24 protein-coding genes, 1 tRNA gene and 1 pseudogene are annotated in these 24,131 nt (G+C 58.8%); 14 read left to right on the top strand and 12 right to left on the bottom strand.

Annotated elements, in window-relative coordinates; genetic code table 11:
- Positions 1-130 precede the first annotated feature (130 nt).
- From J2X71_RS05455 to J2X71_RS05440, 4 genes are all read right to left on the bottom strand, one after another.
- Entirely contained in the window at positions 131-1,147 is a 1,017-nt protein-coding gene (locus tag J2X71_RS05455) for a glucokinase (protein ID WP_113320531.1), read from the bottom strand.
- Between the two features lie 29 nt (positions 1,148-1,176).
- Positions 1,177-1,557, bottom strand: a complete 381-nt coding sequence (locus J2X71_RS05450; protein ID WP_037100501.1) for a methylglyoxal synthase — start codon at positions 1,555-1,557, stop codon at positions 1,177-1,179.
- Positions 1,558-1,661: 104 nt separating this feature from the next.
- Entirely contained in the window at positions 1,662-2,768 is a 1,107-nt protein-coding gene (mepA, locus tag J2X71_RS05445; protein WP_310379817.1) for a penicillin-insensitive murein endopeptidase, read from the bottom strand.
- A gap of 107 nt (positions 2,769-2,875) precedes the next feature.
- Positions 2,876-3,448, bottom strand: coding sequence for an isochorismatase family protein (locus J2X71_RS05440; RefSeq protein ID WP_310379815.1), 573 nt, complete (start codon positions 3,446-3,448; stop codon positions 2,876-2,878).
- Between the two features lie 41 nt (positions 3,449-3,489).
- On the opposite strand from J2X71_RS05440, the gene J2X71_RS05435 reads away from it, so the two are divergent.
- From J2X71_RS05435 to pncB, 8 genes are all read left to right on the top strand, one after another.
- Entirely contained in the window at positions 3,490-4,119 is a 630-nt protein-coding gene (locus tag J2X71_RS05435) for a helix-turn-helix domain-containing protein (RefSeq protein ID WP_310379814.1), read from the top strand.
- 111 nt (positions 4,120-4,230) lie between these two features.
- A complete protein-coding gene (locus J2X71_RS05430) occupies positions 4,231-6,063 on the top strand; it encodes an extracellular solute-binding protein (RefSeq protein ID WP_310380089.1) in 1,833 nt (610 codons plus the stop codon).
- Between the two features lie 148 nt (positions 6,064-6,211).
- Positions 6,212-7,300 carry a microcin C ABC transporter permease YejB gene (locus J2X71_RS05425; RefSeq protein WP_310379811.1) on the top strand — a complete coding sequence of 363 codons (1,089 nt, stop codon included), beginning with the start codon at positions 6,212-6,214 and terminating at the stop codon, positions 7,298-7,300.
- Entirely contained in the window at positions 7,300-8,448 is a 1,149-nt protein-coding gene (locus tag J2X71_RS05420; protein WP_310379809.1) for an ABC transporter permease, read from the top strand. Before J2X71_RS05425 ends, J2X71_RS05420 begins: the two co-directional genes overlap by 1 nt.
- Positions 8,445-10,073 (top strand): ABC transporter ATP-binding protein, encoded by a 1,629-nt coding sequence (locus J2X71_RS05415; RefSeq protein ID WP_310379807.1) that lies wholly within the window; start codon positions 8,445-8,447, stop codon positions 10,071-10,073. The genes J2X71_RS05420 and J2X71_RS05415 overlap by 4 nt, the downstream gene beginning before the upstream one ends.
- Positions 10,074-10,098: 25 nt before the next feature.
- Positions 10,099-11,058 carry a glyoxylate/hydroxypyruvate reductase A gene (locus tag J2X71_RS05410; RefSeq protein ID WP_310379805.1) on the top strand — a complete coding sequence of 320 codons (960 nt, stop codon included), beginning with the start codon at positions 10,099-10,101 and terminating at the stop codon, positions 11,056-11,058.
- Between the two features lie 854 nt (positions 11,059-11,912).
- Complete coding sequence (locus J2X71_RS05405; protein ID WP_310379803.1) at positions 11,913-12,206, top strand: hypothetical protein; 294 nt, start codon at positions 11,913-11,915, stop codon at positions 12,204-12,206.
- 177 nt (positions 12,207-12,383) lie between these two features.
- The gene (gene pncB, locus J2X71_RS05400) at positions 12,384-13,688 is read left to right on the top strand and encodes a nicotinate phosphoribosyltransferase (protein WP_310379801.1); all 1,305 of its coding nucleotides are present in this window, start codon (positions 12,384-12,386) and stop codon (positions 13,686-13,688) included.
- Here pncB and J2X71_RS05395 read toward each other — a convergent pair.
- Together J2X71_RS05395 and J2X71_RS05390 are read right to left on the bottom strand one after the other, a co-directional pair.
- Positions 13,685-14,665, bottom strand: a complete 981-nt coding sequence (locus tag J2X71_RS05395) for a DUF72 domain-containing protein (RefSeq protein WP_310379799.1) — start codon at positions 14,663-14,665, stop codon at positions 13,685-13,687. The two genes, pncB and J2X71_RS05395, sit on opposite strands and share 4 nt — an antisense overlap.
- Before the next feature lie 87 nt (positions 14,666-14,752).
- Entirely contained in the window at positions 14,753-15,244 is a 492-nt protein-coding gene (locus tag J2X71_RS05390; protein WP_310379797.1) for a histidine kinase, read from the bottom strand.
- A 352-nt stretch (positions 15,245-15,596) separates the two neighbouring features.
- Here J2X71_RS05390 and J2X71_RS05385 point away from each other — a divergent pair, with 352 nt between their 5' ends.
- Both J2X71_RS05385 and J2X71_RS05380 read left to right on the top strand, forming a co-directional pair.
- Positions 15,597-15,806, top strand: coding sequence for an AlpA family transcriptional regulator (locus J2X71_RS05385; RefSeq protein WP_162747914.1), 210 nt, complete (start codon positions 15,597-15,599; stop codon positions 15,804-15,806).
- Between the two features lie 14 nt (positions 15,807-15,820).
- Positions 15,821-18,487 (top strand): CHC2 zinc finger domain-containing protein, encoded by a 2,667-nt coding sequence (locus J2X71_RS05380; RefSeq protein WP_310379793.1) that lies wholly within the window; start codon positions 15,821-15,823, stop codon positions 18,485-18,487.
- A gap of 261 nt (positions 18,488-18,748) precedes the next feature.
- On the opposite strand, the gene J2X71_RS05375 is transcribed toward J2X71_RS05380, so the two are convergent.
- Entirely contained in the window at positions 18,749-18,886 is a 138-nt protein-coding gene (locus tag J2X71_RS05375; protein WP_310379791.1) for a hypothetical protein, read from the bottom strand.
- Positions 18,887-19,147: 261 nt separating this feature from the next.
- Between J2X71_RS05375 and J2X71_RS05370 the strand changes: the two genes are divergently transcribed.
- Positions 19,148-19,705 carry a hypothetical protein gene (locus J2X71_RS05370; RefSeq protein ID WP_310379788.1) on the top strand — a complete coding sequence of 186 codons (558 nt, stop codon included), beginning with the start codon at positions 19,148-19,150 and terminating at the stop codon, positions 19,703-19,705.
- Positions 19,706-19,846: 141 nt separating this feature from the next.
- Here the strand turns inward: J2X71_RS05370 and J2X71_RS05365 are convergent, their stop codons facing one another.
- Together J2X71_RS05365 and J2X71_RS05360 are read right to left on the bottom strand one after the other, a co-directional pair.
- A complete protein-coding gene (locus J2X71_RS05365; RefSeq protein ID WP_310379786.1) occupies positions 19,847-20,110 on the bottom strand; it encodes a DUF982 domain-containing protein in 264 nt (87 codons plus the stop codon).
- Between the two features lie 549 nt (positions 20,111-20,659).
- Positions 20,660-21,298: an FkbM family methyltransferase gene (locus J2X71_RS05360; RefSeq protein WP_310379784.1), complete on the bottom strand. Its 639-nt coding sequence runs from the start codon at positions 21,296-21,298 to the stop codon at positions 20,660-20,662.
- A gap of 297 nt (positions 21,299-21,595) precedes the next feature.
- Here J2X71_RS05360 and J2X71_RS05355 point away from each other — a divergent pair, with 297 nt between their 5' ends.
- Positions 21,596-21,757: a hypothetical protein gene (locus J2X71_RS05355; protein ID WP_310379782.1), complete on the top strand. Its 162-nt coding sequence runs from the start codon at positions 21,596-21,598 to the stop codon at positions 21,755-21,757.
- A gap of 86 nt (positions 21,758-21,843) precedes the next feature.
- On the opposite strand, the gene J2X71_RS05350 is transcribed toward J2X71_RS05355, so the two are convergent.
- Both J2X71_RS05350 and J2X71_RS05345 read right to left on the bottom strand, forming a co-directional pair.
- Positions 21,844-22,071, bottom strand: a complete 228-nt coding sequence (locus J2X71_RS05350) for a hypothetical protein (RefSeq protein WP_310380113.1) — start codon at positions 22,069-22,071, stop codon at positions 21,844-21,846.
- Between the two features lie 23 nt (positions 22,072-22,094).
- Positions 22,095-22,298, bottom strand: a pseudogene (locus J2X71_RS05345) (hypothetical protein); the annotation flags it as partial.
- A 194-nt stretch (positions 22,299-22,492) separates the two neighbouring features.
- Here J2X71_RS05345 and J2X71_RS05340 point away from each other — a divergent pair.
- Entirely contained in the window at positions 22,493-23,083 is a 591-nt protein-coding gene (locus tag J2X71_RS05340; RefSeq protein ID WP_310379780.1) for a hypothetical protein, read from the top strand.
- 272 nt (positions 23,084-23,355) lie between these two features.
- Here J2X71_RS05340 and J2X71_RS05335 read toward each other — a convergent pair.
- Positions 23,356-23,445 (bottom strand) — tRNA-Ser (locus tag J2X71_RS05335).
- Between the two features lie 228 nt (positions 23,446-23,673).
- Between J2X71_RS05335 and J2X71_RS05330 the strand changes: the two genes are divergently transcribed.
- Positions 23,674-23,991, top strand: coding sequence for a hypothetical protein (locus tag J2X71_RS05330; RefSeq protein WP_113320552.1), 318 nt, complete (start codon positions 23,674-23,676; stop codon positions 23,989-23,991).
- Positions 23,992-24,131 lie beyond the last annotated feature (140 nt).

Below are 24,131 nucleotides of genomic sequence, written 5' to 3'. Positions count from 1 at the left end.
CTGCGTGCCACAGGCGCGGCACGCATATGCGCGGGCTCTATAAAGAGTTGACGGGGCTTTGGCTAGAGCGCCGTGCGTCCCATCGGGGCGCACAAAGGACGCTCTAACGCCTTGAAACTATGCTTCAGGCTCAGGCCCGCCAGCGCCGTCCATCCGTCGAAAGGCCGAAGTTTGCAGGCATCCGTGCATAGGAAGAAAGCCCGGCAAGAGCTGCCAGCGGATGCGTCACGACATAGGTCGGGATCGTACGCAGTAGGGCCGAATGCGGCGCCTTGTCTTCGAATGCGGCCCGGAATTCCGGCTTTTTCAGTGCCGGAAGGATCTTCTGAGAGATGCCGCCCGAAAGATAGACGCCGCCGCGGGCCATGAATACCAGCGCCATGTCGCCCGCCACGCGGCCGAGATAGCTGGCAAACAGCGAAACGGTTTCGACCGCGACCTTGTCGCTGCCGACGAGCGCATGCGACGTGATGTCCGCCGGGTCGCTCATGGTTGGCGTGGCACCGTCGGCCGCGCAGATGGCGCGGTAAAGGTTGACGATACCGCGGCCGCAGAGGATCTGCTCGGCCGAAATGCGGCCCTCGATGGTCTCGACATGCGGGAAGATCTCATAGTCGCGTTTGCTGCGCGGCCCGAGGTCGACATGCCCGCCTTCGCCTGGAACCGGAATCCACGTCGACTGGGTATGGACCAGGCCACCGACGCCGAGGCCGGTGCCGGGTCCGAGAACAACGCGGGAGGCCACCATGTCACCCGAAGCGTTGCCGATACGTTCGCGATTGTCGTCGGAAAGTGCCGCGATCGCCAGCGCCTGTGCTTCAAAATCGTTGACAACGAGCACATCGACAAGGCCGAGGCCCTCGATCATCCGCTTCGGCCGCACCACCCAGGGGCAGTTGGTCAGGGGGATTTCATCGGCCTTGATCGGTCCGGCAACGGCAAGGATCGCGGCGCGCGGCTGTACGGAGGTCTTGTCGAGCACACCCTTCTGGATCGCCTCGTCGATCGTCTCGTAATCGGCGGTGCGCACATTGGGAAACTGCTTCGGCTCCGCATAGGCATCCGTCAGGATGGAGAAGCGGGCATTCGTGCCACCGATGTCGCCGATCAGGATCGGAAAGGGCAAGGGAGTAGAGGATGCAGTCATGGCCGGTTCCGTGCTGTAGGCCCGAGGGATCAGGCGTTAAGGGTAGGGAGAAGCTTTTCGGCTGTAGACTCGTTCAGTGCCATCGGAATGTCGTAGACGATCGCAAGCCGCATCAGCGCCTTGACGTCGACATCATGCGGCATAGGCGTCAGCGGGTCCACGAAGAAGATCAGGGCGCTGACCTCGCCGGTGGAAATCAGTGCGCCGATCTGCTGGTCGCCGCCGAGCGGGCCGCTTTTCAGCCGGGTCACGTGAAGGTCGGGAGCAGCGTCGAGCACGCGCCCGCCCGTCGTGCCGGTGGCGACGATTTTCCATTGGGCGAGAAGATCCCTGTTGCGGCGGGCAAACGCCGCCATGTCGTCCTTCTTCTGGTCATGCGCAATCAATGCAAGGCACTTGCCGCCGGCCATGAACGGGTTCTCCGCGCGAGTAATTCAATCGATTTGACCGCTTCTACACCAGGCGTTTGTGATTTGAAAGACAGCCGCCTGCCAGCCTGTTTGGCCTGTTCAGCCTATTGCACGACCGGTTTGTCGTTCGGAACCGGGCCGACGGAAGGAAGCGCGCTGCCGGTATCGACAGGTGGTGCAGCCGCCGGGGCTGCCGTCAGAGCACTCGCCGCGGAAGGGCCGCCATAGGTCCCTGCTTCTGTAGAGGCGATGGACGGGGCATCGACAACGGCAGAGCAGGCCTTCGGCAGGTCGGAGACCATGACCTCACGCGGCGGCTTCGGCGGCTTTGCACCGGGTTGCGGCGGCTTCGGCGCCGCCCAAGGTTCCTTGGTGAACCACCAGGCAAGCGATTTGTCGCAGCCGTCACCAGCGGCCACCGGCGCCTGCCCTGTACAGCCCTTGGCTCCAACAGGGCATTTGATGCGGATATGGAAATGCGAATCGTGCCCGTATTCGGGCCGCAGTTTGCCGAGATTGGTGCGGTCGCCGATCCAGGTGTCGCACATCTTCTTCTTGATTGCCGGATTGACGAAGATGCGCTCGACCTGCGGATAGCTTGCCGCCAGCATCAAGAGAGCCGCCCGCTGCTCGCTCCATACTTTCGGGTCGACGGTCAGGAACTTGTCTTTCTGCAGCATGGTGGTGAAGGGCAGGTCTTCCCGCTGTTCGTAGCTCAAGCGCTGCGAGGGCATGGGTGTAAACCAGACATCAGCATCCAGCCCGATCTGGTGCGACGCATGGCCGTTGAACATCGGCCCGCCGCGCGGCTGGGCAATGTCGCCGACGAGGATGCCCGGCCAGCCGATCTTGGCACGCGCGTCCTGCGAGAATTTTTCCAGAAGCGATATCATCACCGGATTGCCCCAGCGCCGGTTGCGCGAAAGGCGCATCGCCTGCCAGGTCGGCCCGTCAACCGGCAGCGCCTCCGCACCGGTCATGCAGCCCTTGGCATAGAAACCGATCGGCTGCGCCGGCCCCTGCGTCGGCAATTTCACGGCGCCGAAAATCGCCTTGGCGCTGCCGGGGCTCGGCGTCTTCTGCTGTGCGCCGACATCACCGGCGACAAGGCTTGCGCCCATTGCGCCGGCAAGCGTCAGCTTGCCAAACGCCCTGACATCGAATGTCAGTTTGCCGAAAGTCCTGAAAACCTGAGCCAAGCCGAAAGCCATGCCATTCCCTTGCTGCGCCAAAGTGATTTGCAATCGAATCTATCGTGAAAAGCAATTTTGGTGAATCGATGTTTTGGCAGGCGGCGTGGGGACGGATCGCCGCAGCATCACGCGTTGGCCAGAACCTCGGCCGTTTTGCGCACGCACGACAGGCGTCGCAGGATGCGCTCACAGGCAAGCGAATGCATTTCGGCGGTGAAGGTGCTCATCGCATCCTCGACAGCGATGACAGCATAATTATGAGCAAATGCATCGCGGATCGTCGCCTCGACGCCGAAATTCGTGGCGATGCCGGTCAGGATCACGGTCCTGATACCGCGGCGGCGAAGCTGGAGATCGAGTTCCGTGCCGTAGAAGGCGCTCCACTGATGCTTAACGATATGGACGTCGACTGCGAGCGCAGCGATTTCCACTGGTGCCGCAAGCGCGGCCGCCGGAAGGCCGCCTTCCGGGAAAACCGTCGGCTCGTCCACCGGCTGGTTGACAGCATCGGCATAGTCCGGGGAGAATCCGACGGTAACGAGGATCACCGTCCCGCCTTCGGATTTCAGCCTGGTGGCGATTGCGGCGGTATTCTCGATCACCTGCCGGGCGGGATGGGGCGCGAGCTGCCGGCCGACGATGAAGCCTTGTAGGTCGACGGAAATGAGTGCGGTGGTCTTCGGATCATAAAGGGACATGAGAAATCTCCGGGGGAAGGAAATATGAGGGTATCCTCACAATGACAAATACGAGGATAGCCTCACAAAAATCAAGCCCCGAACCGCAAAACCGTGTGCCGAAACGCCAACGCGGCCATGAGCGCGTTGCGATCCTGCTGGAAGCGGCAGCCAGGGTCTTTCTCGAAAAAGGCTATGATGCCGCAACCATGACGGAGATTGCCGCTGCCGCAAATTCTTCGATCGGTTCGCTCTATCAGTTCTTCCCGACCAAGCCTCTGCTTGCCGAGGCGCTGCATATCGATCGCCTGCAGCATCTGAACAGCGGGCTCGCCGAACTCGCCGAGAAGACCAGGGGGAAGAGTGCTGCCGAAATCGGCGATGCGATCTTCACGCGGCTCGGCCGGTTCATCGAGGATCATCCGGAATTTCCGGTTCTCGCAGCACGGCGAGACGTGCCGAAGGAGCGAAAGGCGAAGTCGCGTGCGGAGCTTCGTGCCAGCATCACCGCACTCCTGAAGAATGCTGAACCGTCGGTCGAGCGCGATGTCGATCTCCTGGGCGCCCTCGTCCTGGAGCTGCTGCGCATCGTCGTCGCGGCCGCCAATGACCCTGATGGTTCGGGCGATCCGCGCCTGGTTGGAGAGCTGCGTCGCATGCTCCGCAAGCGCCTCGAGGAAGTGACGCCCTGACCTCCATTGGTAAGGTCAAAATTTCGCGAGCCCGGTAAAAAACAAACTCTTTCCTGTTTTTCGCCTGCATTTCTCGTATTGTCGGCGAAACTAATAACAGGGGAAGAATGAATAGTGGCTTCGTGGTCGAAAATCGGTGTGCTGGTAGCATTGGCGGGTGCGCTCGCACCTATGACTGTATTGGCTCAGGACCAGCAGTTTAAAATCGGCAGTTCGGTCATCAGCGAGATGAAGTACAAGCCGGGCTTTACCCGTTTCGACTACGTCAATCCCGATGCCCCGAAAGGCGGCGACCTGCGCCTGTCTTCAAGCGGCACTTTCGACACTTTCAATCCCTTGCTGGCAAAAGGCCAGACAGCGGTAGGTTTGTCGCTCGTTTACGACACCCTGCTGAAGCCAGCTGATGACGAACTCCTCGTCTCCTATGGTCTGCTTGCTGAAGGCCTTTCCTATCCGCCCGACGTTTCGAGCGCCACCTTTCGCCTTCGCAAGGAAGCAAAATGGGCTGATGGCCAGCCGGTCACGCCCGAAGACGTCGTTTTCAGCTTCGACAAGACCAAGGAGTTGAACCCGCTTGCCGGGAACTACTACCATCACGTGGTCAAGGCCGAGAAGACGGGCGAGCGGGACGTTACGTTCACCTTCGATGAAAAGAACAATCGCGAGCTGCCGAACATTCTCGGCCAATTGATGATCGTGCCGAAACACTGGTGGGAGGCACCGGGACCGGATGGCAAACCGCGAGACATTTCGAAGACGACGCTTGAGCCGGTCATGGGTTCGGGACCATACAAAATTGCCGCCTTCTCGGCTGGTGCGACGATCCGCTACGAGTTGCGGGACGACTATTGGGGCAAGGACCTCAATGTGAACGTTGGTCAGAACAATTTCCGCAACATTCTCTACACCTATTATGGCGATCGGGACGTCGAGTTCGAAGCGTTCCGTGCCGGCAACAGCGATTACTGGCAGGAGACTTTTGCTGCGCGTTGGGCAACAGGATATGATTTCCCCGCCGTGAAGGAAGGGCGCGTCAAGAAGGAAGATGTCACCAATCCCCTGCGTTCCACCGGCATCATGCAGGCGCTGGTGCCGAATATGCGGCGCGACATCTTCAAGGACGAGCGGGTGCGCGAGGCGTTGAATTACGGTTTCGATTTCGAGGAATTGAACCGCACGGTTGCCTACAACAGCTACAAGCGCATCGACAGCTACTTCTGGAACACCGATCTTGCCTCGTCCGGCCTTCCGCAAGGCAGGGAGCTGGAAATTCTTCAGGGCTTGAAGGATCAGGTTCCGGCGGACATCTTTACGACCCCCTACAGCAATCCCGTCGGCGGGGATCCGCAGAAAAGCCGTGACAACCTTCGCAAGGCGATCTCCCTTCTGAAAGAAGCCGGCTGGGAGCTGAAGGGCAACCGGATGGTCAATGCCAAGAGCGGTCAGCCGATGAGCTTCGAGATATTGTTGTCGAGCCCCTTGCTTGAGCGCTGGGCGGTGCCCTATGCCACCAATCTGAAGAAGATCGGTATCGATGCGCGGATCCGCACAGTCGATGCCGCGCAATATACCAACCGTGCGCGCAGCTTCGATTTCGATATGATCTGGAATGTCTGGGCCGAAACCGTGAACCCCGGCAACGAGCAGGCCGATTACTGGGGATCGGGTTCCGCCAATCAGCAAGGGTCGCGCAACTATGCCGGCATCGCCAATCCGGCCGTCGATGCGCTTGTTCGCATGATTATCTTTGCCCCCAACAGAGATGAACAGGTTGCGGCCATCAAGGCTATGGACCGTGTGCTGCTCGCCAATCACTATGTCATTCCGCTGTTCTACCGAGACACCTATTCGATTGCTTATTGGAATACGGTGACGCGTCCGGCAGAGTTTCCGGCATACGGCCTTGGCTTCCCCGATGCCTGGTGGTCCACCTCGGCGAAATGAGCAGACTTGCAATGCGAGGGGGCCTGCGCTCCAAATGGCATCGACGAATCATGAATGCCGGCACAAGCCGGCAAAGGAAGGCTGGCAGATTGAACGGCAATAGACTGGACGGCATGCAGGCGAAGATATTCCCGGAGGCCCGAGACTGATGGGAGCCTATATTCTTCGCCGCCTGCTTCTGATGATCCCGACGATCATCGGCATCATGGCGATTTCCTTCATCGTCGTTCAATTCGCGCCCGGCGGCCCTGTCGAGCAAGTGATCTCCCAATTGACCGGCCAGGCCGACAGTGCCGATCAACGCCTCTCCGGCGGCGGTGATCTCATGGTCGGTGGAGGAGACGATGCCGGCTCGAAATATCGCGGTGCGCAGGGCCTCGATCCGGAACTGATCGCCAAGCTCGAAAAGCAGTTCGGCTTCGACAAACCGCCGCTGACCCGCTTCGGCGAGATGATGTGGAACTACATCCGCTTCGATTTCGGCGAGAGCTTCTTCCGCAACACGACCGTGCTCAATCTGATTATCGAGAAACTTCCGGTCTCGATCTCGCTCGGCATCTGGATCCTGATCTTTTCCTACGCCATCTCCATTCCGCTCGGCATCCGCAAGGCGGTCAAGGACGGCTCCTCCTTCGATGTCTGGACATCAGGCGTCATCATCGTCGGTTATGCCGTGCCGAGCTTCCTGTTCGGCATCCTGCTGATCGTACTGTTCGCCGGCGGTTCCTTCTATGACTGGTTCCCGCTGCGTGGCCTGGTATCCGATAATTTCGACCAGCTTGCCTGGTGGCAGAAACCGCTCGACTACTTCTGGCACCTCACGCTGCCGCTGATCTCGCTGTCGCTGGCATCTTTTGCCACGACGACGCTGCTGACCAAGAATTCCTTCATCGACGAGATCAAGAAGCAATATGTCATCACCGCGCGCGCCAAGGGCCTGAACGAGCGGCAGGTGCTCTATGGTCATGTCTTCCGCAACGCCATGCTGATCGTCATTGCAAGCTTCCCGAGCGCCTTCATCTCCGCCTTCTTCACCGGCTCGCTGCTGATCGAGAATATCTTCTCCCTCGATGGCTTGGGGCGCCTCGGCTACCTCTCGGTCGTCAACCGCGATTATCCGATCGTCTTTGCAACGCTCTACATCTTCTCGCTGCTCGGCCTCTTCGTCGGCCTGATATCCGACCTGCTCTATACCTGGATCGATCCGCGCATCGATTTCGAGCGGAGGGACGTCTGATGGATGTCGCCGCAAATCCGACGACGGCCGCACCCGTCCGCCCGCCCCGCAAAGGCCTGCTGTCGCCCACCAACATCAGGCGCTGGCGGAACTTCAAGGCCAACAAGCGCGGCTACTGGTCGCTCTGGCTGTTCCTCGTCCTCTTCGTGCTCAGCCTCTTTGCCGAATTCATCGCCAATGACAGGCCGATCATCGCCTCCTACAAGGGCGAGATCCTTTTCCCTGTCATCGTCGATTATCCCGAAGAGAAGTTCGGCGGCTTCCTGGCCGAGACGGACTACCGCTCCTCCGTCATATCGGATGAGATCAACGCCAACGGCTGGATGATCTGGCCGCCGATCCGCTACTCCTATCAGTCGGTCAATTCCAATATCCCGCATTCGGCCCCAACCGCGCCCTTCTGGCTGATGTCGGCGCAGGAGCGTTGCTCGGCCTATCCGCAGGGCGTCGATGATCCCGGCTGCAGGCTCGGCAATCTCAACTGGCTCGGCACGGACGATCAGGCGCGCGATGTATTTGCCCGCGTCATCTATGGCTTCCGCATATCCGTTCTCTTCGGCCTGGTACTCACCATCTGCTCGGCCGTCATCGGCGTGACGGCCGGTGCCATTCAGGGTTATTTCGGCGGCTGGACCGACCTGTTTTTCCAGCGTTTCATCGAGATATGGTCCTCGATGCCGGTGCTCTACATTCTGTTGATCATCGCCGCCATCCTGCCGCCCGGCTTCTTCGTGCTGCTCGGCATCATGCTGCTCTTCTCCTGGGTGGGCTTCGTCGGCGTCGTGCGTGCCGAGTTCCTGCGCGCCCGCAATTTCGAATATGTCCGGGCCGCTCGCGCCCTCGGCGTCAACAACCGCACCATCATGTGGCGGCATATGCTGCCGAATGCGATGGTCGCGACGCTGACCTTCCTGCCCTTCATCCTCTCAGGCTCGATCACCACGCTGACCTCGCTCGACTTCCTGGGCTTCGGCATGCCGCCGGGCTCTCCCTCGCTCGGTGAACTGATCGCCCAGGGCAAGGCCAATCTTCAGGCGCCATGGCTCGGGCTGACGGCCTTCTTCACCATGTCGATCATGCTGTCGCTGCTGATCTTCATCGGCGAAGCGGTGCGCGATGCCTTCGATCCGAGAAAGACGTTCCAATGAGTGAAACGCTGCTCTCCGTCCGCGATCTCTCGGTCGCCTTCCATCAGGGTGGCGAAACCTCGCTTGCCGTCGATCGCATCTCTTTTGATATCCATAAGGGCGAGGTTGTCGCTCTCGTCGGCGAATCCGGTTCCGGCAAGTCGGTCTCTGCAAATTCGATCCTGCGGCTTCTGCCCTATCCCTCGGCAAGCCATCCGAGCGGCGAGATCTTCTTCAAGGGCAAGGATCTGCTGAAGGCCTCCGACCGCGAATTGCGCGAAGTTCGCGGCAACGACATCACCATGATCTTCCAGGAGCCGATGACATCGCTCAATCCGCTCCATACGATCGAAAAGCAGATTGCCGAAATCCTCGCACTGCATCAGGGTATGACCGGGCAGGCGGCGCGTACCCGCGTGCTGGAGTTGCTGAACCAGGTCGGCATCCGCGAGCCGGAAAAACGGCTGAAAGCCTATCCGCATGAACTCTCGGGCGGCCAGCGTCAGCGTGTGATGATCGCAATGGCGCTCGCCAATCGGCCCGAATTGCTGATCGCCGACGAGCCGACCACCGCGCTCGACGTCACGGTCCAGGCGCAGATCCTCGAACTCTTGCGCAAGCTGAAGGGCGAGCACGGCATGTCCATGCTCTTCATCACCCACGATCTCGGCATCGTGCGCAAATTCGCCGACCGCGTCTGCGTCATGACCAAGGGCAAGATCGTCGAGACCGGACCGGTGGAAGAGGTCTTCACCGATCCGAAGCATGACTATACGCGCCATTTGCTTGCCTCCGAACCGCGCGGCGAGCCGCCGGTGACCGACGCCTCCAAGCCTGTTGTCATGGAAGGCAATGACATCAAGGTCTGGTTTCCGATCAAGGCCGGTTTCATGCGCAAGGTCGTCGATCACGTGAAGGCCGTCGACGGCATCGACCTGACGCTCAGAGCGGGGCAGACGCTCGGGGTCGTCGGCGAATCCGGCTCCGGCAAGACCACGCTGGGGCTGGCGCTCACGCGTCTCATCTCCTCGAAGGGGCGCATTTCCTTCGTCGGAAAAGATATAGCAAGCTATTCATTCACCGATATGCGACCGCTGCGCAATCAGCTTCAGGTCGTCTTCCAGGATCCCTATGGCTCGCTGAGCCCACGCATGTCCGTCGGCGATATCGTTGCCGAAGGCCTGAAAGTGCACGAGCGCTCGCTCTCGGCCGAAGAGCGCGACCAGCGCGTCTGCTGGGCGCTTGAAGAAGTCGGCCTCGATCCGCTCACCCGCTGGCGCTTCCCGCACGAATTCTCCGGCGGCCAGCGCCAGCGCATCGCGATCGCACGCGCCATGGTTCTGAAGCCACGCTTCGTTATGCTCGATGAGCCGACCTCGGCGCTGGATATGAGCGTGCAGGCGCAGGTGGTGGATCTCTTGCGCGATCTGCAGAAGAAGCACGAACTTGCTTATCTCTTCATCAGCCACGACCTGAAAGTGGTCAAGGCGCTTGCCAATGACGTCATCGTCATGCGCTTCGGCAAGGTGGTGGAACAGGGGCCGTCAGCGGATATCTTCCGTGCGCCGAAGGATGACTATACCAGGGCGCTGATGGCCGCCGCCTTCAACATCGAGGCGGTGCCGACGCCGGCAATTCAGCAGTAAAAGACGGGCAGCAGTAAAGAAGATCATGTCAGCAAGACCTCCCATTCTCGTCGATCTCAAGTTCGACCCTGATACCGTTGCCCGCATCCTCAAGACCGCCTTTGCCGATCGCGGCAGCATCAATTCAGCCGATCCCGCGAACAAGGCGCTCGACCTGACCGGTGTCGATTACGCGCTGCTCTGGAAGCCGGATGCCGATATCTTCCAGCGCGCGCCGAACCTGAAGGTGCTCTTTTCCGGCGGCGCCGGGGTCGATAGCATCCTGTCCATTCCCGATCTGCCTGACATCCCGATCGTTCGCTTCGTCGATCGCAGCCTGACGACGCGCATGAGCGAATGGGTGGTCATGCAATGCCTCATGCACCTGCGCCTGCAGCGCGAGCACGACAAAGACCAGCGCGACAGGGTCTGGGGCAAGCTCGTCCCGCCGGAAGCCGCCGAAATCACCGTCGGTGTCATGGGCCTCGGTATTCTCGGCCAGGATGCCGTCGCCAAGCTCAGGGTCATGGGCTTCAACGTGATCGGCTGGTCGCGCTCGAAGAAAGAGGTTGAAGGCATCGAAACCTTCGACGGCTCGGAGCTCGATGGCTTCCTGTCGAAGACCGATATCGTCGTCGGCCTGCTGCCGCTGACGCCCGACACCACGGGCCTGTACAACAAGGCCTTTTTCGCCAGGCTCCGCCAGGGCGGTGCGCTCGGCAAACCGGTTTTCATCAATGCAGGCCGCGGCAAGAGCCAGGTCCAGGCCGATATCGTTGCGGCGATCGAGGGCGGCGTGCTCGGCGGCGCCTCGCTCGATGTCTTCGAGGTCGAACCGCTGCCGGCGGACGATCCGCTCTGGCATCTGGAGACTGTCTTCATCACCCCGCATGACGCTGCGATCTCCGAAGAGAACGCGCTTTTCCGTCATGTCGAGACCCAGATCGCCCGCTTCGAACGCGGCGAGCCGCTGCAATTCGTCGTCGATCGCAAGGCGGGGTACTAGAGCGCCGTGCGTCCGTTTGGACGCACAAAGGACGTTCTAACTCTTTGATCTTACGTATCAGGCTTTCCGAAAATCGATTCCGATTTTCGGGCCGATGCTGTAGCGCGCGTCGCGCAAAAGCGCGGAACTATTGAGCAAGCGCCGCCAATGTCCGTTTCCGGCCCTGAGCGGTCATTCCCGACCCCACGACACAGGCCAGGAAACTGCCACCTGCTATTACATATCTGCGTTGCATAATAGGAAGTATGCGTTTGCCTGAGATGAGATCATAAGGCGCGTAGCTGATGCACATGAGAGTCCTTAAAATGGATTGGGTCCCTGTAGTCTTCGTTACGTTTAAGGTTTTCGCTTTAGGAACGGCCATGTTCTTCGCCATCAAGTGGCATTACGATCGAGGAGAGAAGGGAAACAGGCGAGCGGTACTACGCACGGGCGGCAAGATGGCCGCAGTCTTCGCGCTGGCGCTCCTAGGCGTGGGGCTCGTCGCCTTCGCCCTTAGCAGTATGCTCGGTTTGGACTTGAGGCTCCCATGATCGCATCATCAATGGACCTAGGCGGCTTGGACAAATTTTGATCGGCAGCAAGCCCAAGGATGGTCTCTTTTGTGGGCTCAACTGGTCCGGTGAGAGGGCAACAGGATACGATTTGGCTCCGACGGCTTTGATGGCTCGATTGGCAGCGCGCCAACAAAGATCCTAATTTCGTCATTCGGTGAATTTGTCTACGCCGCTGAGCATGGCGGGGTCTTGCGATAACGACATGCCCAGATCCCCTTCGGAACCATCCGGCACGGCTCCTCGTTTCTCATCCGAAGTTCCGCGAGCCTCGCCCGCGGATAACCGAAGGAGACGACCATGACGCACACCGAAACGCGTTGGGAAAAGTCCGATCAGAAGCTGCACGCCGAAGAGCAGATTTCGCCTTTGAAGGCCAGGCAGGGCCGCACGGGTCGTCGCATCCTGACGGTGCTGGTGGCCGCCCTCGTGCTGGCTTTCCTCATTTGGATCCCCGTCGAGATCTGGGGCCAGAGGCAAGCCAATGACGTCGCTCCGCAGCAGCCGGGCCAGGCAATGCAGTCGCAGGTTCCAGCCGCTCCCGCGCAGAACGCCAGCCCAGCCCCGGCTCAGCCCGCGGCACCCGCACAATAACGTGCGGATGTCAGGCATTTAAACCACGTCCCGCAGCCATTCCTGCTGCGGGACGTTGCCTGTTGTTTTTTCTGGACTTTGCCGATCGATTTTTCGATAAGAAAGCGCACGAGCCGGTTTGTGCGCTGGCCGTTCCAGGGCCGCACCTGACCGGATTGACGGACAGGCAGGAGTTTCATGGCCAGGACCGATATCGCTAGGCGCGTCTACAATCATACCTGGAAACTCGATCCGATCGTTCGCAGTCTGATCGATACGGATTTCTACAAGCTTCTGATGCTGCAGATGATCTGGAAGCTCTATCCTGAGGTCAATGCCTCTTTCACGCTCATCAACCGCACCAAGCGCGTGCGCCTTGCAGAACAGATCGACGAGGGCGAATTGCGCGAGCATCTCGATCATGCGCGCACGCTCAGGCTCGCCAAGAAGGAGATGATCTGGCTCGCCGGTAACAGCTTCTATGGCCGCGCACAGATCTTCGAGCCGGAATTCCTGGCCTGGCTCTCCAATTTCCAGCTGCCGGAATATGAGCTCTCCAAGAAAGACGGCCAGTATGTGCTGGATTTCCATGGGTCGTGGAAGGAAACGACCATGTGGGAAATCCCGGCCCTCGCCATCATCAACGAGCTGCGCTCGCGCGCAGCCATGAAGACGATGGGTCCCTTCACGCTTGACGTGCTCTATGCCCGCGCCAAGGCCAAGATGTGGGCCAAGGTAGAAAAGCTGCGTGAATTGCCGGGCCTGCGCATTTCCGATTTCGGCACCCGCCGCCGCCACAGCTTCCTCTGGCAGCGTTGGTGCGTGGAAGCGCTGAAGGAAGGAATCGGTCCGGCATTTACCGGCACCAGTAATGTATTGCTGGCTATGGATTCCGATCTCGAAGCCGTCGGTACCAATGCGCATGAGCTGCCGATGGTGGCGGCAGCCCTTGCCGAGACCGACGAGCAGCTCAAGAACGCGCCCTACAAGGTGCTGCGCGACTGGAACAAGCTCTATGGCGGCAACCTGCTGATCGTCCTGCCGGACGCCTTCGGAACGGCCGCCTTCCTGCGCGACGCGCCGGAATGGGTGGCCGACTGGACCGGCTTTCGCCCGGACAGCGCCCCGCCGGTCGAAGGCGGCGAAAAGATCATCGACTGGTGGAAGAAGATGGGCCGCGACCCGCGCCAGAAACTCCTGATCTTCTCCGATGGCCTCGATGTCGATGCGATCATCGACACCTACAAGCATTTCGAAGGACGCGTGCGCATGAGCTTCGGCTGGGGCACGAACCTGACGAATGACTTCGCCGGCTGCGCGCCGAACGACAGTTCCGACTTCCTGCCGATTTCCATCGTCTGCAAGGTGAGCGACGCCAATGGCCGCCCGGCGGTGAAGCTCTCGGACAATCCGCAAAAGGCGACCGGCGAACCGGCCGAAGTCGAGCGCTATCTGAAATTCTTTGGCGCCGAGGATCGGACCGATCAGGCCGTGCTGGTCTAAGAAACGGAACGCGGCGTCGGCCAATGCCGGCGCGGCTCTTCTACCACAAGCCTGCCGCCGCGGCGTTTCTGATTGACGATGACACTGTCGTCAGGCGGGTGGGCGACACCGAGCCTCTCGGCGAGCGATCGGGCGTCGGCCGGCGCGCGTACCTTCACATCGTTGTCGAAATAGACATAGACATCGCGGCCCTTCGCCGAGCGTTTCAGCGGCGGCTTGATACGGCTGGCATCATCAGGCTCGATTCCGTGCGTCCAGGCATCGATGCGTCCAGCCCAGCGATCAAGCGCCTCATCGCTATAGCCGCTGACATAAAGCTGTTCCGATCCGTGCAGTCGGCAATAGATGAAGTCGGCCGTCACATCCATCAGCAACGGCCATTCCACGGTATCGGCGATCACCAGCCCGACTTTGTGTTCACGCAGCAATTCGATGAATTCGGGCGTGCAGAAACTGTCGTGGCGAATTTCCAGCGCGTGGCGCATGGGCTGCGTCGTCTCGCTCTTCGTCCAGGCACGGCCATCAAGCCGTTCGTCATGCTGCTTCGCGATTTCGGCAGCAGCATCTGTATCTCCAGGCAGCATTGCCAGAAAGCGCGCGAACAGGTCGGCATCGAATGTCAGGTTTGGCGGAAATTGCCAGAGGATCGGCCCGAGTTTTGGCCCCAGCCGCAGCAGGCCGGAGGCGAGGAAATTGGCGAGTGGCGTTTCGATGTCGCGTAGGCGCCGCAGATGAGTGATGTAGCGCGATCCCTTGACCGAAAAGACGAAACCATCCGGCGTCTCGTCACGCCAGCGGGCGAAAACATCCGGCTTCTGCAGCCCATAGAACGTGCCGTTGATCTCTATGGAGGGAAATTGCCGGGAGGCATAGGCAAGCTCGCTCTTCCTAGCCAATCCATTGGGATAGAAGACACCGCGCCAGGGCGCATAGGTCCATCCCGATATGCCGATGCGGATCGTGCCTGTTTTTGCCATGGGAAAGGAACCGCGCCGGCGCGCACTTGTTCCCGCATGAAAAAGGCGCCGCCTTGCTGGCAGCGCCTCGCATCGCGTCGGACAAGATCAGCCGGCCGGCTTCAGCGAGCTGATGATGGCGATCAGCTCGTCGTCATGGGCGTCCTGCTTGCCCTTAGTGCCCCAGTAGGTGATCAGGAGCAGCTTGCCTTCAGCAGGCGAAAGCACGGCGACGCCGATATTGACGGCGCCTTCCTTGTCGGTGCCATCCCAATCGAAGGTCTTCATCTTCATGCCGTTGATCTCGGCTTCGGACTCCTTCTGGGTCTTCTCCTCGATGCTCACGCCGTTCTTCTGCAGGAAGGCGAAGGCTTCGTCGATGATCTTGTCGCTGGTCTTCTCATCGGCAACATCGATCGAAAGATAGATCGCCGAATCGGCCGACGAAGCGTCTATGCCGGTCTCCGTTTCCTTCGGTCCCCAGTTGTCGGGAATGGTGACGGTCGCGACCGGATCGTCGCTCGGAAATTCCAGCGTTTCCGCCTGGGCCATCACAGGCAGGAATGCCGCAAAGGCGGCCGCAATGATGAGTTTCTTCATGGTAGGTCCCCGGATGGTCGCGCCCCGGCGGGCAGCAGCCCTTGCCACCCCTCTCGCTCCGGATCACGCCACGCCCCTTTGTTATCGGCTTTTGCTTTGCCAAGCCTTACCGGGCGCGGGCCTGAAAGCACGCAATGTTTAAAGGCGCGGTCCATTTTTGGTGTCTTCAGGAAGTGGATGATGCAGGCGACGCGCGGAGCCACATCGCCAATGAGGCCATGTCAGGCAGCGAGCGGAGAGGCCCGAAAGCGCAAGGCTGCCTCGAGGCCATCAAGCACTCCGCGCTATTTCTTTCGCTCAACTTTCTGCCTCTACGAATCCGGTCAGACACAATCTGACCTGGAGAGAAACCGTGGAAGCCAGCCCGAAAATCCTGCTTAGTTTCAAGGAAGTCATCGAGGTGACCGGCCTTAGTCGCCCCACCCTCTACCGGCAGATGAGGGCCGGCCAGCTTGGCTTTGTGAAGGTCGGAAGGCGCACGCTGTTTCGCCCTGCGGATCTGCAGGCTTTCATCGAGAGCCACATCAAGGCGCCGGCCGAAACCGCCAACCGCACCGTCTGAAACGGGACAATGCCATGCTCCGAATACCTGAATACACGCCGTCGAAGATGGACGTGAACGATATCGCATGTCTGCGCCGTGACGTGTCGCTTGCTTTGACCGTCTCGCAACACGGCTACAAGCTCGATCGCAACGGGCAGGAGCTTGAAACCTGCTGCCCCTTCCATGCGGAAGACACCCCGTCCTTCACGATCTTCACAGGCAATGACGGTATCGAGCGCTTCCATTGCTTCGGCTGCGGCAGGAAGGGCGATGTGCTTGATTTCGTGCGCGAGGTGAAGGGCGTCGATCTGCCCGAAGCCATCCGCATCCTCGGCGGCGGCGTCAGCAGCCGGCCGAACCTTCGGCCGAAAACGGTCGAGGCGCCTGATCCCTATGAGGGCGTAACGCCGATCCCGCCGCCGGCGGATCTGTTGCGGGCCGGCCAGCGCGTGCGGCTCTACAATCCCAAGCGCAAGGGCGAGCGCTCCGAATGGGGCTCATTCGCGCCCTCGATGGTCTTTCCCTATCGCAATGCCGACGGCTCTCTATCAGGCTATGTGCTGCGCCATGATCTCGCCGATGGGGCTAAGGAAACGCCGATGGTGATGTTTGTCCGTCTGCCGGACGGGACCGAAACATGGTGCCGCTTCCCGTTCCCGAAGCCCCGGCCGATCTATGGTTTGCAGGATATCGGCGACCGACAGGTGCTGATCGTCGAGGGCGAGAAGTGCCGCGACAGGCTGCATGAATCGAGCGGGCGGGCGGTCGTTTCCTGGGCGGGCGGAACGCAGGGCGTCAAGCACACCGATTGGTCGCCGCTATCAGGCCGCGACGTGCTCATCTGGCCGGATTTCGATCCCCCGGGCATGGCGGCGGCAAATGAAATCGCCGCGCAGCTGACGAGCCTCGGCTCCCGTGTCCGGCTCGTCGGCTTTGCCGATATCGGTGCCGCAAGCGAGCGTGAGACCTATCGCGTCGAAGACTGGCGGGCGGGCCTCTATCCCGGTCGCGGCTGGGATTGCGCCGATGCGCTGGACGATGGATGGACACGAGCCGAGATCGACGCCTTCATGCAGGCCACGGTGCGCCCCTTCGCGCTACCGGCTGCACAGGACGAAAAGCCTGTAACGGTCGAGCGCGTCGGCCGCGCGTCGCGGCGCAAAGCAGTCGTCCGTGACATGCCGCCACCGGCCAGAGAGGGAGACGACCGGCCGACGCTGCTCTTCGATGAAGCCGATCTTTCGGAAGCGGTGACGAATGCCTGCCGCTTGGCGATCGAGGCCGGCGCGCCGCTCTATGCCCGCGACACGGTCCTGTTTCGCGCCGTCCGCATTGCGGGGAAGGAAAAGACGGTGCTGGTCCCCGCCGATGAGGATGCGATGACCGAAATACTGACGAAACACATACGCTGGCTGAAACCCGACGCGAGAGTGACGCTCGGCCATAGGCCTGTGTCCTGCCCGGCGCTGGTCGCCAGATCCGTCATTGCCCGACACGGGGAATGGCCTTTCCCGCAGATCAGGGCGGTCGTGTCCCTGCCGATGATGCGCAGCGATGGCACCATCATCAACATCAAGGGCTTCGACCGGCAATCCGGCATCCTCTTCGAATCGGACAAGACATGGCCCGAAATCCCCGAATGCCCGGACAGGGCAGCAGCCGTGACAGCGCTGGAAAGCATCAGGAAGCTTGTCGCGAGCTTCCCCTTCGTCAGCGGCGTCGATGAATCGGCAGCGCTCGCCATGATCCTGACGGCGATCATCCGCCCCAGCCTGAAAACCGCGCCGCTGTTCGGGGTGAATGCGACGGCGCCCGGCACCGGCAAATCCAAGCTGGTGGACGTTGCCGCCATTCTGGCGACCGGCCGGGCCGCAGCGGTCAACTCCTATGCGGGCGACGATAACGAGCTGCGCAAGGTCCTGGAGTCGCGGCTCCTGCAGGGCGACAGTTTCATCAATCTAGACAATCTGTCGGTGGCGCTCCGCTCCGATCACCTTTGCCAGGTCCTGTCCCAGGAGGAAGTCAATATTCGCCCGCTCGGCAAGACCGTCTCGCTGGATTCGGCAACGGCGGTCATGTTCTGCGCCACAGGCAACGGCTTGCGCTTTGCCGGCGACCTGACGCGGCGCGTTGTGCTGATCAATCTCGATGCCGGCGTCGAGCGGCCGGAAGAGCGCGTCTTCGAGAGCGACGTCATCGAGGACGCACGCCGGCAGCGGGTGGAGATCGTCATATCAGCCTTGACGCTCCTGCGGGCATTCGTCGCCAAAGAGGCCGACAAGGTCTCGCCGGCGCTCGGCTCCTTCGAGCACTGGTCAAACCTCGTCCGCTCCGCGCTCGTCTGGCTCGGCCTGCCCGATCCGCTCGGCAATGCGGTAAAGATCCGGGACAACGACCCGGAGAAGGAACGAACATCGGCGATCATTTCAGCCCTGCCGGCCGGCAAGCCCTGGGTCGCGGCCGACATTGCCAGGATGGTGGACGAGGGAGCCTTCGATCCGATCGGCAACCGCCGGCACGAGGGGCTGATTGATGCCCTGTCAGAGTTCATCGAGCGCGGGCGGCTGAATACCGCGCGTTTCAGCGGCTTCCTGCGCAAACACTGCGGTCGGATCGTCAACGGCCAGATGATCGTCAGTGCGGGGAAAAACCGCGTGAACGCGGCTCTTTGGAAGGTCGAAAACGCGGGGAAAAGCTGAGGCAAAGGCGCTGCCTACGTGACAACGCCAAGCCGCACGGATGCTCTCGTCGAAATGGATGTTCATCGCGGCAGCCAACCAGAATCCCGCTCTGATGAGGGACTTTCAAATACCTCTCTGCATAGGATGCATAACTTGCATAGGATTTTCCATACGCCGTGTGGGAAATGTCAGACTGTGACATGACAGGCATTGAATCTGACATTTCCTATAGAGCAGTTGAAAACTGCCTATGCATCCTATGCACCCAGCGAAGATTATCTACTTCGACAGCCAGCTTTCGAAATAGTGGCGCACGGCCGCACCCGCGCCGAAATGATCGGTCGTATCCAGCCTCGCAACCGCGCCGCGCACGACATCCGCCACAACGGATGCAGGCAAGATGCCGGACTTGACCATGCTTTGGCGTACTCATGGGGTCGGCTGGCTTTTCCTTTTTTATTTTGGTCACGCTTTTATTCTGCGGAGTGAAGTTTGGGCTGGACCCCGCCACCGTCCCATCATCTCCGGATTCACCCAGCAAGGCAGAAATCGTACTTCCGCCAGCATCCTGACCCCCATCACCCCATCATCATTGTTGAGTGACATCGAGCTTGTGGAAACTCGGTTGAAAAATACCGGGTAACGTGTAGCTTGAAACCAAGGTTGGGGCATTTGATCATGTTGCTTTATTCGACCATTCAAGGCGTTGTCGCAACGTTGCTGCTGTCAACAACCGCTCTTCTCCCCACGTCGCGTGTCGCTGCAGATAAATGGGCGGAGCAAGTCTTTCCGGACCCGCTTGAGTGCGCTTTCAACGAAGGCACAATAGCTTATTACGCTGATGAAAACGCAATCAACATCACCATACCAGTCTCTGACGCGGTTAGGGCAAGTCTGAAGGCTATGGAGAGCAAGATTTCGAGTGCTTGCACTCCGGGAAACATGCCGCCTATCGATGTAGCCGTCGTCGGAGAATTCTTTGGTAGTCGCTACAATCAGTTCAGCTTGCCGATCTATGCCCGCGAGGTTGGAGGTGGCTGTATGTCACCATATTACTACCGCTTTTCCTTCCCGGAAAAAGCAACCACACTCCATGACAATATCCTGCTGCGCACAGGCAGAGACCTTAAAGTGCGTTCGGGAAGTGGAGAGAGCGAGCAGATAGATGACCGCGGGTGGATCACCGACCACGGCGATCACAGCGTCTATGTTTGTAATATGGAAGAAGGGTTCTAAATCGAGCCGCTTAGAGTCGCCAGCTACGCCTACATATTCGATTCTGAAGCGACGCGACGCTGCAATATATTCTTCGATCGCTTCGCGGATAAAAGCGACCATGCGGTTCGGCCGACGAGCGGCGCGATACGTGCGAAGATTTCAGTGAAGTACGGCGACCGAGGCCACGCCAGCTTCGTTAGCTGCTCGGAGGATAGCGCTTCGAAGCTCCCTGCTATTGGCTTTTCCGGTCATAACGTCGAGACAGGCTTTCACCGCAGATAAAAACTCCTCACCATCGTCCGACGGCCAATCTTTCATCAAAGCGTTGGCAGCCTCCTGGACAGTTCTAACGGTCAAGCGCCGGCCGGAATCCTGGAAGATGAGAATAACTTGATCAAATTCGGTCGAGGTGTCGAGTTTCATTACGCAGTACTCCAGCGATACGGCCCGCGAACACGTTTTAAGTGAGAACCTAATCGTAGGGTTGTACACTGTCGCGTGAAAAACGTGTGACATGCCGCAACCCTTGTTGCGCCGTCATTTCGATGCTTTCGGCCAGCGCTATTTTCCGCGTTACGCTGGCCGAGGCGCGATGCCTACGCCGTGGTAACCGGCCATGCTCGGCGCACCGCTGGACAGTGACAGCCGGGGCCGAAAGATATCCGTAAAATGTCGGAGATTTCGCAAAAGGCAGAGGCCCGATCCCTCGTGCTGACCGGGCCTCCTCGGTTGCCACCTCGAAGGGGCTTTCATCGCGGACTTTCCGATTAGACCTTCCTCGACCCCCCAGGGGCGTCGAGGAAGCTCTTACATGAGAGCTTCCCAACTCGGCAAGAAAGTGATTCAACACTGCTTTCTAGGAGCAGTCATGATCCGGTGTTTAATGTCAGATCAAGAGTGGTCATTCTTCGAGCCGTTCGTGCCTCGCGGCGGTTCGGATAAAAAACATCCTTTCAGTCGAAACTGAAACCATTAAGAAGCTTTATTCACAAACATAAAATCGTGCGGACTTAGCTGTTCCTGTAACCCGTATCCCATTGAATTCAAGTAAATCGTTAGCTTTGCAATATCCCTGCACTCAATACACATATGTTTGAACCTGAAAACCTCATGATCTATTCCCTTAAGAACCTCTATTTCTGCGCCCTCTACATCTAAAGACAAGAGATCAATTTCTTTAGGTGCGTTAGACGTGATTAAAAGCTCGTTCAAAGGTTTAGCGACTGCACCAAATGTGAAAATCCTATCAGTGCTTGCTAAAAATTGTTTCCCAATTTCAGCGTGAGCCATTGGGTCCGCTATATCAGACTCAAGTCCAATTGGAGCGGACATAAGGTTTGCAAATGCCATCTCGACAAAGCGATCCTTGTAATCAAATGAAACGCACGCATTGCAAAAAATATGATTATAAGCTGCTCGATTAGCAAGGCACTTTAGATAGTTATGAGGTGTCGGTTCAACTAATACGCCCCTCCAGTTTCTATGGCGCTCGAAATATAAAGTGTTGGACTGATCAACCCCATCATTCGCACCTAACTCCACATAAAATCCATCATTATATGGGACATACTTTTCAATCTTCGCATCCAAACCGTTCAGGCCGTAATACATCTTCGCTAGACTCGCATATTTTATTTGCGTTGCTTGTTGTCTGTAAGGAGGTGGTGCCGCATCATTACTATTTTTTCATCACTTCACCGAAGTTAGATTAAAATTAGCGGCCATGGTTGCTGCTAGCTTGCTGTGATAACACGTGATCATCGGCACGCTTGAGCAAATTTGTCGAGCCAAGGTATGAATATCCATGATTCTGTCAATAGTTCTTGGGCGCTACAGGTGTGGCTAGCACTACATTGGCAGATTGAGGCAAGTTTGGTTTGAGATTGGCACCTTTGATTGGAGGTGCCGATGACGGACATGGACGCAGAACTTTCGCTGTTTTTACAGCCGTCTATCGATCGGTTTGGGCACGGAAAGCGCCGCGCCATCGCCGGCGTGATCGGTCCGCGAGACTGCAAAAGCATCGAGCCGGATGCGGCCGACGGTGTCTTCCCCCGTCATAGCCTGTGAAATCCTGCTTGCCTTCTCCAGGCCACGTCTCCCGCTATTTGTATTTCGGCTGATATTCTTCGGTCACCGCAGATCGTCGCCTGCTTTCACGAACGGACGGTTGTCTGGAAACCACCAAGTCGATTGGGGCCGTAATCCCGATCGGTACATCCCTCGGGGCTCACATCGGCTTCGTCGACGTCAACTGCTGGGGTCTCATCAATCGTGAGTTTCGCACTATCCGCGCTTTCAAGCGTCCAGTATCGGCTGGAAAGCTCATATTCGTCATGTGTGACGTCGTAGGTTCTGGCGCGATAAACAGTGACTTTTGCCATCCACTTCTCCTTTCACTCGTGTCCCGCCCGCGATAGGTCGTAGGAATTGGGGTTGCCTCATGGCACTGAGCAAGCGTCTCCAGCCATGCAGCTAATCCGGCGGGCACTTCGACGCTCCCAGCTTCCAGTGCTTCCACCCATGAGAGATCGCATTGCAACGCGCTAGCAAGATTGATTGGCGTCCAGCGAATGTGCAGAAGGCATTCGGTGAAACGAGCGGGGGTCATGGCGGGCTCCAATTCGCGTTCGTCGACACAGTGGCATTGCTCGCGTGCATGTCAATCAAACTAGTGTTGGCTCACATCCTCGGAAACTGGCACGGCTCCCTCATTTCTGGGTTCGACGTGTGTTCTAAAGCATAACTTGCCAATGCACGCCCAACGTCCGATGCTGGTCTGAATGCAGGAAACCGGCAATCTCTATGACTGGTCAATCCGAGAAACCAAAACTGTCTGTTGTCGCACAGAACACTTCGCAGCAGATCGAGACGAACGATGCGCAGCAGCAGGTTAATGCTGCGCTCCTCCAACTCGCTGCGAATATTATCCGCGTGGTACGCGGCGCCGGAAGGCCTGAGGAACTTCTTTCCCAATGCGCTGATGTCGTGAATTCTGCTGTCGATTATCGAGATGCCGCGGGCAGGCTGCCCTCGCCAGCTACATTGGCTTCAGCGATCCACCTGGAGCGCGAACTTATCGATTATGGTGATACCTTCTGGGCCGGCAGAAAGCTCGCATATAGGCGCATTGTCAGGGGCTCATTGCAAGTGGCGCGTCCCAGTTGCTGGGGCAACGTTTGCAGATCGATCGGGGCGAAGATGAGATCGACCACGCGATTGAGGAACTTGATCGCCTCCGTGAGGAAATCAGAAAGAAGCGAGCTGCGGAGCAACGCGCGGCGAGTCCGAAGGCTGCGACAGGACCGCGTCTATGATCAGGTGACTGGTATCTTTCAGATACTCAAAGAGTATGCCGTAAAACGCATCCACGCTCAGGATTGCATTCACGGCTAGGCGATAATCGTCGTCCTCCTCAATCGCCAATTTGAGGTTAGGTCTGGCGGCAGTCTCAAAAAAACCGGAAGGAGTCATTTTGCGCCGGATCATCCTTTAGCAGAAGGTTTGCCGGTGCCGTTCATTTGCGAGAGTCGAAAGCAGCGACAATGGCGCAGGCGATACGATTTCACAAATTCACCCTTGTTCGCTCCAACACCCGTAGCAAAGTGGGGACGAGATAGGCATGCCCTAGAATATCAATGCAAAAACAGCGGCATAGAAGAGATAAATGGCGGACAAGGTGGGATTCGAACCCACGGTACGCTTTCACGTACACACGCGTTCCAGGCGTGCGCCTTAAACCACTCGGCCACCTGTCCTTATTGGGTGTTCGCATCCGCAGAGGATGCAAATCGTCGGAACGGCGCGATATATACCGATGATTTTTCACCGATCAACCCAAATCTAACAGTTTTTTGACTTCTTCCGATAAAACTACGCGCAATGCCGTCCATTGCGCCGTCTCCGTTGCCAACCTATCTCTAGGTCTGAGTGGAGAATGGCGCGGCTCGCCGTATAATCAGGCCTATCCGTCGTCGGAGGAATCGATGCGTTTCTTGTTGCGTCTTGCCAGTCTGTTTGCGCTGGCAGTTGCGGTCATTGCCGGTACCATCGATTCGATCCAGTCCGTCGCATCCTCGCAAGTGATCATGACCCCGATGTCGGATGCATGGGAGGATGTCAGCCCCTCGACGCTTGTCGCGCTCCAGTCCTCCGTTTCCTATTACGTCCATCCGCGTTTCTACGCTTTCATCTTCCAATGGCTCATGCTGCAGCCGGCCTTTGCCGTGCTTCTGGTGCTGTCGCTGCTGCTGTGGATGATCGGCTACAAGAAGCCGCCGGTGGCAGGCCGTTTTACCGCCTGACAAACAGGGGCCGGAGGGTGTGGATGAGCGCAATCGGCAGCTACCAGAACGGGAAGATAATGGTGCCGATGACGCCAAGGCATTGGTTAGAAAATTCGCATTTTAGCAGTCGATTTGCCCAGAATTCAGCACCAAAGGAC

The organism is Rhizobium sp. 1399, assembly GCF_031455475.1.
In the GTDB taxonomy this organism is placed as follows: domain Bacteria; phylum Pseudomonadota; class Alphaproteobacteria; order Rhizobiales; family Rhizobiaceae; genus Rhizobium.
Note: the sequence above shows the minus strand (reverse complement) of the source record. Positions and strands in the feature narration are given on the sequence as shown.

Coding starts and splice junctions, on each gene's coding strand:
- J2X71_RS05365 (WP_310379786.1), bottom strand. CDS start 20,110: ATGAAACTCGACACCTCGACCGAATTTGATCAAGTTATTCTCATCTTC.
- J2X71_RS05340 (WP_310379780.1), top strand. CDS start 22,493: ATGACTGGTCAATCCGAGAAACCAAAACTGTCTGTTGTCGCACAGAAC.
- J2X71_RS05415 (WP_310379807.1), top strand. CDS start 8,445: ATGAGTGAAACGCTGCTCTCCGTCCGCGATCTCTCGGTCGCCTTCCAT.
- J2X71_RS05360 (WP_310379784.1), bottom strand. CDS start 21,298: ATGTATTACGGCCTGAACGGTTTGGATGCGAAGATTGAAAAGTATGTC.
- J2X71_RS05380 (WP_310379793.1), top strand. CDS start 15,821: ATGCTCCGAATACCTGAATACACGCCGTCGAAGATGGACGTGAACGAT.
- pncB (WP_310379801.1), top strand. CDS start 12,384: ATGGCCAGGACCGATATCGCTAGGCGCGTCTACAATCATACCTGGAAA.
- J2X71_RS05375 (WP_310379791.1), bottom strand. CDS start 18,886: ATGGTCAAGTCCGGCATCTTGCCTGCATCCGTTGTGGCGGATGTCGTG.
- J2X71_RS05390 (WP_310379797.1), bottom strand. CDS start 15,244: ATGAAGAAACTCATCATTGCGGCCGCCTTTGCGGCATTCCTGCCTGTG.
- mepA (WP_310379817.1), bottom strand. CDS start 2,768: ATGGCTTTCGGCTTGGCTCAGGTTTTCAGGACTTTCGGCAAACTGACA.
- J2X71_RS05435 (WP_310379814.1), top strand. CDS start 3,490: ATGACAAATACGAGGATAGCCTCACAAAAATCAAGCCCCGAACCGCAA.
- J2X71_RS05395 (WP_310379799.1), bottom strand. CDS start 14,665: ATGGCAAAAACAGGCACGATCCGCATCGGCATATCGGGATGGACCTAT.
- J2X71_RS05420 (WP_310379809.1), top strand. CDS start 7,300: ATGGATGTCGCCGCAAATCCGACGACGGCCGCACCCGTCCGCCCGCCC.
- J2X71_RS05350 (WP_310380113.1), bottom strand. CDS start 22,071: ATGGCAAAAGTCACTGTTTATCGCGCCAGAACCTACGACGTCACACAT.
- J2X71_RS05425 (WP_310379811.1), top strand. CDS start 6,212: ATGGGAGCCTATATTCTTCGCCGCCTGCTTCTGATGATCCCGACGATC.
- J2X71_RS05410 (WP_310379805.1), top strand. CDS start 10,099: ATGTCAGCAAGACCTCCCATTCTCGTCGATCTCAAGTTCGACCCTGAT.
- J2X71_RS05355 (WP_310379782.1), top strand. CDS start 21,596: ATGACGGACATGGACGCAGAACTTTCGCTGTTTTTACAGCCGTCTATC.
- J2X71_RS05405 (WP_310379803.1), top strand. CDS start 11,913: ATGACGCACACCGAAACGCGTTGGGAAAAGTCCGATCAGAAGCTGCAC.
- J2X71_RS05455 (WP_113320531.1), bottom strand. CDS start 1,147: ATGACTGCATCCTCTACTCCCTTGCCCTTTCCGATCCTGATCGGCGAC.
- J2X71_RS05450 (WP_037100501.1), bottom strand. CDS start 1,557: ATGGCCGGCGGCAAGTGCCTTGCATTGATTGCGCATGACCAGAAGAAG.
- J2X71_RS05440 (WP_310379815.1), bottom strand. CDS start 3,448: ATGTCCCTTTATGATCCGAAGACCACCGCACTCATTTCCGTCGACCTA.
- J2X71_RS05330 (WP_113320552.1), top strand. CDS start 23,674: ATGCGTTTCTTGTTGCGTCTTGCCAGTCTGTTTGCGCTGGCAGTTGCG.
- J2X71_RS05370 (WP_310379788.1), top strand. CDS start 19,148: ATGTTGCTTTATTCGACCATTCAAGGCGTTGTCGCAACGTTGCTGCTG.